Below are 10,807 nucleotides of genomic sequence, written 5' to 3'. Positions count from 1 at the left end.
ATCCGCGGCCTGGAGACCGGCCAGCTCAATCTCGGCTTCATCCGCCCGGTGGAAAACATCGGCTCCTTGCGCTTCGTCTCGCTGGCGCATGAGCGCTACTACCTGGCGGTTGGCCATGCCAATCCGCTGGCAGCCAGGGACGAGATCAGCATCGACGATCTGCGCACTCAGAAGATCATCGCCTTCAACCGGCAGAACCTGTCGTTCACGGAGCGCTACTTCAATGAGAAGTTCGCGGAATACGACCTCACCGCCAACATCGCCTTCAGCTGCGATGACACCTATGCGCTGGTGTCGCTGGTCTCTGCCGGGCTTGGCATCGGCTTTGCCCCAGAATGGACGCTTGATCTTCCCAATCGCGGCTTTGAACTGAAGAAGGTGAAGGGGATCGACTTCCGGATCGGGCTTGGGATCGCCTGGAACAGAGAGGACCCAACCGCTGGCCGCGATGACATCGTCGATATTGCGCGGTCGCTGGCACGGCGCGGCTGACAACATAGAATAAAGGATCGAGGCAGGGTCGGTTGCCCGCCGCTCTTTGTTGCGCTCGGAGAGACGCGATGATGTGGGGGATTGCCATCTGAACCTGTTGATTCGCGCCGCAGGCATGAGTTTCATCTGCAGCCACAGATACTCCTAACCTCTGTCGCCTCTCTTGGGGGGCGGATTTCGTTATTCCATCCTGGCTATGCTCGAAACTCGGTTTCGCGACTGAGGCCAATGGCACTTTGGGCATTATGAAAAGTTGGGCTTGCGCCCGAGGCGGCGGGATCACAGATTGAGGCATCATCATAAGCAAAGGGCGGGAACGATGAGCGGCAATTTCTTTCAACCGGTCGATGCTGCCGAAGTTCCGCGCTTTGCCGGACATTCAACCTTCATGCGTCTGCCCGCCGTGCAGACCGCGATCGGGCTTGATATCGCCCTTGTCGGCATTCCCTGGGACGGCGGTACGACGAACAGGGCAGGCGCACGGCACGGGCCGCGGGAGGTTCGCAATCAGTCAAGCCTCATGCGGCGCGTACACCATGTCTCGGGCACCGCGCCTTTCAGCATCGCCAACGTCGCAGATGTCGGCGATCTTTCCGTGAACCCGATCGATCTTGCCGACGGCCTCGGTCGCATCAGAAAGGGAATGGATACGATTGTCGCCGCCGGTGCCATTCCGCTATCGGTCGGGGGAGACCATTTGACAACGCTGCCCGTGCTACGAGCCGTGGCAAAAAACAGACCGGTCGGCCTGATTCATTTTGATGCGCACTCTGATACCAACGATCGCTATTTCGGTGACAACCCCTATACGCACGGAACACCGTTTCGTCGTGCGATCGAGGAGGGGCTGCTCGACCCGAAACGAATCGTTCAGATCGGAATTCGAGGGTCGATCTACGATCCGGGCGAGCATGACTGGGCGAAAGAGCAGGGCATCCGGATCATCTACATGGAGGAGTTTGTCGCCCGCGGCGCAGACGACGTTATGCGCGAGGCGCGAGAAATCGCAGGTGGCTTGCCGACTTACGTTACCTTTGACATCGACTGCATCGATCCATCCATGGCGCCGGGAACCGGAACACCGGAGGCCGGCGGCTTCACGACCCGTGAGGCGCAGCAAATGATCCGTCTGCTTGCCGGAGTTGAGATCGTGGGCGCCGACGTTGTCGAAGTCTCGCCGCCATTTGACCTGGCCGGCATGACGGCACTTGCCGGCGCCACCATGATGTTTGAACTTCTCTGCATCATTGCCAAACAGGTTGATGTTCGGCGTAATGCTGCCGGCTCCCCCGATCACCGGCCATCCGCGCTCTAGGGGCGGATGGCGGCCTCGCCCGATAGCCGTCGGTAGCCGCCACGCCAGTAGAGCAACGGCTCGACATCATCACGCGTTTTAATCGCGCAAACGTGTCCGATAAGGATCGCGTGCGAATGGTGGTTGAGGACCGTTTCAAGTTCGCAGTCGATAACCGTCAGCGCATCTCTCAGCGCGGGCGTGCCGGTCGAAAGACTATACCATTGTGCGTCCTGATAGCGCTCGACCCCTCGCCGCCCATCGAAGCCGGCGAAGGACTGCGCGATATGCTGTTGGTCGACGGTAAGCACATTGACGCAGAAGCGGCGATACCGTTCAACCACCGGCCAGGAAGACGACCCGCGATTGAGGCTGACGATTACCGAAGGCTGCTCTGCCGAAAGGGACGAAACCGATGTCGCGGTAAAGCCTGTCCGCTCCTCGCGTTCGCCTACGGTGATGACGCTTACCGCGCCGGCCAGTTGGCGCATAGACAGCTTGAACGCAGATTGATCGACGACAGGTCGGCTTGCAATCTCTGGCATCCGCTCTCTCCTTGGTTAGCCTGTGGCTTGTGCCTTCGCGAAACGATTGGTCGGCATCGAAAGGCCGAGGTTGTCCCGTAGCGTCTCGCCCTCATATTCTTCCCGGAAAAGTCCGCGCCGGCGCAATTCCGGCAGAACGAGCTTCACAAAATCGTCGAGGCTGGACGGCAGCGTCGGGAACATCAGGATGAATCCATCCGCCGCACGGGTCTCGAACCACTCCTCCATGAAGTCGGCGATCTGTGTCGGCGTACCGGTGATGCCATTGCCTGTGTGCTTCTCGGCGTAGTGGCGGACCAATTCACCGACGGTACGACCGCTCTTCACGAACTCGGTGAGTTCCTCAAACAGCGCCCGCGACCCCTTGGGTTCAGTCGGCAATCGATCCATCGGAAACGGCTTATCCAATGGGACGCCGCGCAAATCGGCCTCGAGGAACTCGGAAAGCATCAAGCGACCGACGTCCGGGTGCATCTTGTCGATAAGGTATTTGACCTTCGCCTGCGCCTCGGCTTCCGTTTCACCCACGTTCAGCACGACACCGGGCATGATCTTGAGGTCGTCAGGGTTGCGTCCGTAGGCCGGCATACGTGCCTTGACGTTTTCGTAGAATGCGCGGTTTCGCTCGATGTTCGAGGCGAGGCTGAAAACGATCTCGGCCGTGCGTGCTGCCATGTCCATGCCGGGCTCCGAGCCGCCGGCCTGCGCGATGACCGGCCGGCCCTGCGGCGAGCGCGCAATGTTCAGCGGCCCGCGCACCTGGAAGTGCTTGCCCTTGTGATTGAGCGTATGGTGTTTGGTCTTGTCATAGTAGACACCGCTCTCGCGATCGAGCAGCAACGCGCCGTCCTCGAAGCTGTCCCAGAGACCAAAGACGACATCCACAAACTCGTTGCCTCGCTCATAGCGTAGCGCGTGCGGATCCAGCCCCTCACGATTGAAATTGTAGCCCGTCTCGTCGTGGTCCGAAGTAACGACGTTCCAGCATACCCGCCCGTGGCTCAGATGGTCGATTGAGGCAAATAGCCGAGCGACGTTGTAGGGCTCGTAGTAGCTGGTCGATACAGTGGCGACGAGACCGAGCTTCTCCGTCGTCACCGCAAGCGCGGCGAGCAACGACAATGGCTCGAAACGGTTCATCTTGGTCGGGATGCGCGCGAGAGCATCCGGGTCGCCGACGGCCGCGGCCGGAGAATCGGCCATGAACATGAAATCGAGTTTCGCCGCTTCTGATCGTTTGGCAACATCAAGCAGATGGCTAAAATCGTTGGCGCCATGGACGTCGCTTGCCGGATGCAGCCATGAGGCCGGGTGAAAGCCGAACGTATAGACGAATGTACCCAGTTTCATCTTGTCGGTACGCGCCATGCCATTCTCCAGTGGGATTGGTTCTTTGATTGCCCAAGGTAACGCCACGCGACTTTCTTCATCAATAACGCAACGCTGACTTCCGTTTTAGTTTTCCTAAAGAGTCGCAGGTGCGGAGATTTGCGCCTGCCGCCGCCGTGGTGAGACCGCCGCGCGTTTTATTTGACTCAATTTCGCATATAACTGACCCTTTTCGCATCGTAGGGATGAGCAAGCAATCGATTGCTGCGGAGAGGAGCCGGTCTCACGGTTCGTCGCTGTCGGAAGAGAGGCTCGGGGGCGTTGCCTCTGGAGACTCCCGAGCCTCCCTTCCTCTGGCGTCGAGCTTGCCGCAATAGCTGCTCGGTCCCCGCGGCCCGCCATCTCGGGTCAGGTCGCGACGATAGCCATGGTTTCATACTAGGCAAGTTCGACGTCATGGAAACGTATTCTTAGGCGATGGGTTAACGCCGGAACCTTGAGCGTCGCGGGTTCAGAAGGGGTCCTGCTCATAGCCCAGCCACTTACTCAAATGTGGAATCGATTTGTGGGTGGGTTCCACATTTCTGAGTGAAGACTGTTTGCGGCCCCAATCGACCGCTGGCTCTTGAAAAACCCAAGTTGTTAGGTTATTTTGGAGCATGGTACCGTTTTCCGCGAAGCAGGAATGCGATTTGTCATTTACACGGATGACCACGAACCGGCGCACACACATGTCTATGGAGATGGGGAAGCCCGCATCAATATCCTCGATCTCACCGTGATATCAAACCGGGGAATGAAGAAGCGGGATTTGAGCGTAGCCCTTGCCATTGTTCAGGCGAACAAGCGCCTGTTCATCGAAAAGTGGGAGAGCATCCATGGGTGAAGTTGTCTTTGAAGATCGTCACTACCGAGAAGCTACCGTGAAGGGGGAAGCAGAACGCGCCCGCGCACCCATCCCGGCATCAGCTCGTTTCGATGAGGCATCCGGCCGCATCGTCGTGGATTTCACCAACGGCGCTGCGTTCATGGTGCCTGCCCGATCGATACAGGGCCTGGAGAATGCAACCGTTGCGCAGTTGGCGGAGGTAGAGCTTCTCGGCGAGACCGGCCTGCATTGGGAAAGCCTGGACGTGGATTTTACTATCGCCGGGTTGATGAACGGCATATTTGGCAATGCGAAGTTCATGGACGCGCAGCGCCGAGGCGGTCAATCCCGTTCAACGGCCAAGGTAGAGGCAAGCCGTGCCAACGGTGCCAAGGGCGGACGCCCCCGGAAGAACGGCTAGGCGCTTGCAGATGGCTGGCGCCTAGCCCGGCCGTCACGAGCGTTCAACGACGTTGCCACCTGGACCGAAGACCCAGTCGCAAATCGTTCGCTGCCGCGATAGGCTCCGGCGTGGACAAAACGTCCGCCTGGGGCCCAACCTGGTCTTCTACTGTGGGCAAGGACACGCCCGCAATTTGCGCGTAGTTGTCATCGCAATTCACGGCCGAAGGCAGGCCCGATCCCCAATTCTTCGCGCTTGGCGACTATTCGAAATGCAGGTCCGCTGGGGCAAGTCGAAGCCGCTTTGGGTCTTCCGCAAAAATCTCCGGCATCGGCAATACCCCCGACAACCGACGTTGTAGCGACATTGCTAACGACGGTCCACATTTAGGTAGGTGGCTGGTGTTCATAGCCCCAGCCCTAACTGAAATATGGAATCTAAAGTAAGTATTACCGCAATTCCGCTTGCGACTCCGGCGTTTCGGCGGTCTTCTTGCTGAAGATATTGTCATCAAGGATTTTACAAGTTCGACAGTCGCAAATGCGTTTTTGCTAGTTGAGCCATCAGGAAGCATGATGAGTGAAGGAGATGAAGTCGTAAGGGGTAATTCCGCATCAAGCGAGTTCGAGAGCTTGCACGAAATCGTTAGGAAAGCCCATCAAGTCTTGCCGAAGGAAAAATGGGACAGCCTCGTAGGTGGCGCGGAAACGGAAACAACGCTAAAGCGCAATCGCTTGGCCATCGATTCAGTTGCTTTCAAACCGCGTGTACTGCGTAACGTCAGCTCGATAGACCTTTCCGTCGAGTATTTTGGCCGCACTCTGAGACTTCCGGTATTTCTCGCTCCTACCGGTCCGTTGAACCTATTCGACTCTGGCGCAGGGTCGGCCGCTGCATCAGCGGCGCACGCTTTCGACGTGGGCCACATGCTTAGCTCGGGCTGCACACCGCTTGAGACCGTCGCAGAGGCCGCCCCTTCAGCACTACGAATAGCCCAGCTCTACGTCAGAGGTGACGACACTTTTGTGAACGAGTACGTTGGCCGTGCGCTCGCGTGCGGCTGTGCTGCAATCTGCTTGACCGTCGATAGCGCGGTCCTCGCTCGACGTGACCGAGATATTGCTAATCGCTATCGGATCGCTGGATTGGCAAAGTCGCCGGGTCAGGCCCACCAAGCCAGCCTCGATTGGCGAACCGTCAAGTTGATCAAGAACAACTACGACATTCCACTCGTGCTCAAAGGTATTGCCACGGTCGAAGATGCTCGTATCGCTGTCGATCACGGAGTGGATTGGATTTATGTCTCGAACCATGGTGGCCGTCAACTCGATCATGGCCGAGGTACGCTGGATGCCCTGCCCGAAATCATCGATGCCATAGCCGGACAATCAAAGGTAATGGTCGACGGGGGTTTTTGTCGCGGGTCCGACATTCTAAAGGCACTCGCGACCGGCGCTGATCTCGTGGGACTTGGTCGCATGCAGTGCTACGCGCTTGCGGCGGGAGGCGAGGCAGCAATCGTGCGTATGCTTGAGCTGATCGAAGACGAGATGCTGCGCTCGATGGCTTTGCTCGGTGTCTCAGCCGTCGGCGCATTGGATCGCTCCTATCTCCACCAGGCAGTTTCAGTCACCGTACCAAGCGCCTTAAGCGCATTTCCGCTGATAGATTTGTCGCAAGAATCCTAGAAGTTATCCAACAAGACAGGGTCTAAGGAAATTATTCGACGCACATTCGGAGGGATCATTGGAGAATACCCGTGAGAAAGTGGCCGAAGTTACAGCGACGCTCCGGCGTTCAGGGATTATCTGTGATCTTTTTGGCGGTTGGGCGGAGGAGGTTCTAGGCATTCGTGAGCCCTCTACCCATGGCGATATCGATATGATTTATCGCAGCGAGACCTTCAGGGAATTGGATTCCAAGCTTCGAGGCATTCCTGAGTTCGAAGCGGTTCCACTCAAGCGTTTCCGACACAAACGAGCTTTTCATTTTTATGGCACGTTGTGCGAGGTAACCTTAGTGCAGGAACGAGAGGGGCCTTTCACGCTTTTCTGGGGCGACGTTCATTTCCGGTGGGATATTCCGCTGCTGCACGGAGCCTTGGTGGAGGTTGAGAGGGAGCCGATCTCAATCGTATCCGCAAACAACCTCAAACGATACCGCGATCTCCATAAAGACACGCAACCGCACCGCTGGCCTGATCCGCAATCGTTGGAACCGTCCGCATGAATCCCGAACTCCTGCTGCTCCATGCACTGCCATTGGATGGATCGATGTGGGCAGCCCAGCTCGACCTCCTGCCAGGTGCAACGTATGCGCCAACGCTTTATGGTTTCGGTGATTGCGTCGAAGACTGGGCATCCGAAGCCCTAAAGCTTCCGACCGGTAATAAAGTCATTGTCGTCGGCTGCTCGGTTGGTGGCTCATGCGCCTTGGAGGTTGCTGCACTCGCGCCGGAACGGGTTGCGGCGTTGGTTCTGATAGGGACAAAGGCGGCGCGGCGACTGGATTCCGGGCTTCGTGCAACCTACGCCACTACGCTTCAGGAGATGGGGCTATCGGCTGCATGGCACGAATGGTGGAAGCCTGCGTTTGCGCGGACCACGTCTGCAGCGATCATCGCTGAGGCGGAGAGTATCGTTATGCTTCAGCCCATTGATGATGTACTACGAGGCGTTAGGGCATTCCACAGCCGCCAAAGCCGAGACGATGTCCTTTCCACATTTCCAGGCCCAGTGCACGTAGTAACGGGTGCGGACGACGTCCTGCCCGGACTGGCCGCCAGCTCCAAGCAAGCCGGGATAGCCCAGAACGGCTGTCTACATGTCGTTCCCGAATGCGGGCACTATGTGCCGATGGAACGACCGGAGACAGTAAATTCGATAATCCGTCAATTGATAGATCAAATAGCGACGTGAGCTATTTGCTTGGCGCGTGCTCTTGCGCTTGCTTCAATGTGATTCACTCGGCCAAGGTAAGTCTCGGCGCGAGCTATCGGGTCATGACGATATTGATTTGGCCCAAGCATCTTGTTGTCATTGAGATCGCGTCTATCGAGCAGATTGAAGCTGACACGTTCGAGGCGGCAATTCCATCCTTCCGGAGATCGGTTGGCCCAACCATTCGTGTGGTAGGTCAGCAGTCGGTTGCGCAGCGAGTAACCGCGGTGGTCGAAAGCGATCACGCCATCGGTCACGAAGATATGGTTTCCGGCGAAGCCTTCGCCGGGGATGATGCGCTCAGCATAGAATCCGGGAAGGGGTGCCTCCTTCAAAAACACTCCGGCGAGAATGGCGCACGCCCCGTTTCCGAAGAAGATGCGGTCAGGCAGAGCCCAGCGCCGTACCGGGTCCTTCTTTATGCCAGGCTTCAAGGTGTACAAGTTAGGCGCACCATCTTAATTGAATCGGAGGCCATGAGCGTGATCGATGATCATCGGGACGTCAATCAGATGCCGTCGAAGGAGTGCCACAATCGGGCGTTGCATGAGGCGTGAAGTGCAGACTATATTCCGTCCGCTCTCTTCGCACATCAGTCCATAGGGAAAGCACAGATGCTCCATCATGCGTCGTTCGGCGTTTCAAACATCGAGAAGTCGTACACCTTCTATGATGCGGTCTTGTTGCCTTTAGGCTATTCGAGAGTGTGGGAAGATTTAACGCCAGGCGATGCTGATCAAGCTGTCGGCTACGGACCGCCGGGCTCTGGGGATAAATTCGCCATCAAACTTCGTTCCGGGGCAGCGTCCTCCGCTGGTCCAGGACATCATCTTGCCTTTGCAGCTCCAAGTCGAGAAGCAGTCAGACTATTCCATTCAGCTGCCTTGGCGCACGGGGGGATCGACAATGGCGGGCCAGGGCTTAGACCCCACTACGGTCCCGATTACTATGCGGCTTTTGTCATCGACCCAGACGGCAACCATATTGAGGCTGTGTGCAAGTCCCACGCGTGAACTATATGTGGCGTTGGCACGATATGAAGTTATCCGGGGATTTGCTGTGACACAGATCGGGTAGACTGGGCAGCTAATCCAAGGAGCGTATCCATCTCGCGATGAGTGCGAAGCACAGCTACGGGGACATTGGGCCCATGCTGATCAATTTGCTTGATAAAAAGAGGCGCGTATTTCTTCTCGAAATTCCAGATGTAAGACAAGAACTTGCGATCAGGCAGTGGCTCAGGGCAACCGTCACCCATTGCAGGACGCACTGACCCATAATAACGAGATACAGGCTTCAACAGACCGATCAGTGCAGTACGTCTGGGTACCCGGATCCATAAGACTAGGTCAGCTCGCGGAAGCCTGATGTCGAATGAAGACGCGCCGCTGCCGTCCATGACCCATCGTTCGTGCTGCACCAGATGCGCAATGATGTCTCGTTGTTCAGCTCGATCACGTTCAACCCACCCTGGAAGCCATCGCACATCCCGGTCGAGCGACTGAAATTCGAGGTGACGAAGCTGCGCGACCTTCGCAGATAATGTCGTCTTTCCTCCCCCCGAACAACCAATGACCAAGACGCGTTCGGCCTTGGCCAAAACGCCTGCCGCGTCAGAGACAGAAACATATCGAGGCATCTACATCTCAAACTCGTCGAAGATGCTGAAAGGTAGCGCGTTCGACCTGCTCTTTGAAGTTGCAACGTGCATCACGACAGGTTTCCACACGAACTCGGGGAACGTAGACCCATTGCAACGGTAACACTGCCGCACTGGGATGACATTGGGGCGACCGATGGGGCCGCTCGTAGTCGATCATCTGGGCGGCGCAATGACTACTGTCGAAGGACCGTCGGCAGCTGTTTCGTTTTGCCGACATACACCTCTGAATGACCGGGCCTTCCCTCGGGCAGTTTCATTCCTTCGGGAAACTGGAAAGTAACCGAGTGGCCACCTGCGAGACCAGCAGGATAGTGTGCAAAAGCCCGCATCGCCACATATGTTTCCCGGCCCCGTTCAACGAGAGACCCGTTCTGCAAGAGCTGCAGCAATCCCGCTTGTTGCGGAAGGATCCGGTACGGCTCGGCGATGCGAGTGGCGATAACGTCTTTGGCATCGATATTCACGACGCCACCAGGGCTGAAACTCCTAAGATTGGCAAGAGTTTGCTTGAATTGCATGATGCCGTCTTGTGACGGAAGTCCATCGAGGCTGAAGTCAGGCTTTTTCGCAGACCGACCGTCCTCGACTTCATCGGTGACCGCTCGGAAATCAGAAGGAAGGGCCATACTGAACGAAGTATAGCGTGAAATCATGCCATCGATATCGTGACCGATCAAAGACGTTAGCGCCTGTAGAAATTGGCGCGTTGTTGCGCTTCCGCTCTTGCCTTCAAAGCGACGACTGCATTCTCGATCCGAGACGAGCGTGACGACATCCTTGGGGACGCCCGTGACGCCAACCCCAGTCCATCCTGTACCATAGAAGGTTGTTACTCGCTCGACGTGCCCGGTCAAACGCCAGATCATTGGGGTAAAGGACGATACTGCCAAATAGATCGGCTCAGAACCAGCCGCGATCTCGATGGTTGCGATTTCGGTTACTTCATCCTGGCCAACAATGGAGACGTTCGAAAGAGTGCCTCCTTCATAGGCAGTGATCAGGTACACTTTCTGTCGTGCTGTAGCTTTCGGCAACCGACACTGCCGCTCCAAGCTATCTGCACGGGTGATCATCTCGCTCCGCGCTTGAAGTTCGCGTTTTTCTGTTGGGGATAGGAGACCGTCACCGTCTTTGTCGAAATAGGCGAAAGCTGCTGTTGCGAGTTCCTGAAGCTCGTCGGCTGTTAACTTCCCATCTTTATTGGGATCTAATTCCAGATACTTCTCAAGTTGAATAGACGAGCGGTCGCCTGAGAGATCATCACTCTGGTTCTG

Annotated in this window: 12 protein-coding genes and 1 pseudogene; 9 read left to right on the top strand and 4 right to left on the bottom strand. The window is 56.9% G+C overall.

What is annotated here, in order from left to right:
* Together AS026_RS12105 and speB are read left to right on the top strand one after the other, a co-directional pair.
* The coding region (locus AS026_RS12105) for a LysR family substrate-binding domain-containing protein (RefSeq protein ID WP_160330107.1) at window positions 1-492 on the top strand (492 nt) is incomplete at its 5' end.
* A gap of 319 nt (window positions 493-811) precedes the next feature.
* Window positions 812-1,807, top strand: coding sequence for an agmatinase (gene speB, locus AS026_RS12100; protein WP_062369719.1), 996 nt, complete (start codon window positions 812-814; stop codon window positions 1,805-1,807).
* On the opposite strand, the gene AS026_RS12095 is transcribed toward speB, so the two are convergent.
* Together AS026_RS12095 and AS026_RS12090 are read right to left on the bottom strand one after the other, a co-directional pair.
* A complete protein-coding gene (locus AS026_RS12095) occupies window positions 1,804-2,331 on the bottom strand; it encodes a flavin reductase family protein (RefSeq protein ID WP_062369718.1) in 528 nt (175 codons plus the stop codon). The two genes, speB and AS026_RS12095, sit on opposite strands and share 4 nt — an antisense overlap.
* Window positions 2,332-2,346: 15 nt before the next feature.
* Window positions 2,347-3,699: an LLM class flavin-dependent oxidoreductase gene (locus AS026_RS12090; RefSeq protein WP_062369717.1), complete on the bottom strand. Its 1,353-nt coding sequence runs from the start codon at window positions 3,697-3,699 to the stop codon at window positions 2,347-2,349.
* A 646-nt stretch (window positions 3,700-4,345) separates the two neighbouring features.
* Here AS026_RS12090 and AS026_RS12085 point away from each other — a divergent pair.
* The 7 genes from AS026_RS12085 to AS026_RS12055 all read left to right on the top strand — a co-directional run bounded on the left by AS026_RS12085 (window position 4,346) and on the right by AS026_RS12055 (window position 8,883).
* A complete protein-coding gene (locus AS026_RS12085) occupies window positions 4,346-4,546 on the top strand; it encodes a DUF4160 domain-containing protein (protein ID WP_062369716.1) in 201 nt (66 codons plus the stop codon).
* The gene (locus tag AS026_RS12080) at window positions 4,539-4,949 is read left to right on the top strand and encodes a DUF2442 domain-containing protein (RefSeq protein ID WP_062369715.1); all 411 of its coding nucleotides are present in this window, start codon (window positions 4,539-4,541) and stop codon (window positions 4,947-4,949) included. Before AS026_RS12085 ends, AS026_RS12080 begins: the two co-directional genes overlap by 8 nt.
* A gap of 557 nt (window positions 4,950-5,506) precedes the next feature.
* Complete coding sequence (locus AS026_RS12075) at window positions 5,507-6,619, top strand: alpha-hydroxy acid oxidase (protein WP_062369714.1); 1,113 nt, start codon at window positions 5,507-5,509, stop codon at window positions 6,617-6,619.
* 58 nt (window positions 6,620-6,677) lie between these two features.
* Window positions 6,678-7,160, top strand: a complete 483-nt coding sequence (locus AS026_RS12070) for a hypothetical protein (protein ID WP_245307444.1) — start codon at window positions 6,678-6,680, stop codon at window positions 7,158-7,160.
* On the top strand, window positions 7,157-7,849 hold the full coding sequence (locus tag AS026_RS12065; protein WP_062369713.1) for an alpha/beta fold hydrolase: 693 nt from the start codon (window positions 7,157-7,159) through the stop codon (window positions 7,847-7,849). Before AS026_RS12070 ends, AS026_RS12065 begins: the two co-directional genes overlap by 4 nt.
* An 83-nt stretch (window positions 7,850-7,932) precedes the next feature.
* Complete coding sequence (locus tag AS026_RS42010; protein WP_062369712.1) at window positions 7,933-8,427, top strand: hypothetical protein; 495 nt, start codon at window positions 7,933-7,935, stop codon at window positions 8,425-8,427.
* 57 nt (window positions 8,428-8,484) lie between these two features.
* Window positions 8,485-8,883 carry a VOC family protein gene (locus AS026_RS12055; protein WP_082728504.1) on the top strand — a complete coding sequence of 133 codons (399 nt, stop codon included), beginning with the start codon at window positions 8,485-8,487 and terminating at the stop codon, window positions 8,881-8,883.
* 29 nt (window positions 8,884-8,912) lie between these two features.
* On the opposite strand, the gene AS026_RS43280 is transcribed toward AS026_RS12055, so the two are convergent.
* Window positions 8,913-9,509, bottom strand: coding sequence for a P-loop NTPase family protein (locus tag AS026_RS43280; RefSeq protein ID WP_082728503.1), 597 nt, complete (start codon window positions 9,507-9,509; stop codon window positions 8,913-8,915).
* A 197-nt stretch (window positions 9,510-9,706) separates the two neighbouring features.
* A pseudogene (locus AS026_RS12045) lies at window positions 9,707-10,807 on the bottom strand (hypothetical protein); the annotation flags it as partial.

It is taken from the genome of Rhizobium altiplani (assembly GCF_001542405.1).
GTDB lineage: Bacteria > Pseudomonadota > Alphaproteobacteria > Rhizobiales > Rhizobiaceae > Rhizobium > Rhizobium altiplani.
The sequence above is the reverse complement of the archived record's forward strand: the minus strand, read 5'-3'. Positions and strand labels throughout refer to the sequence as shown.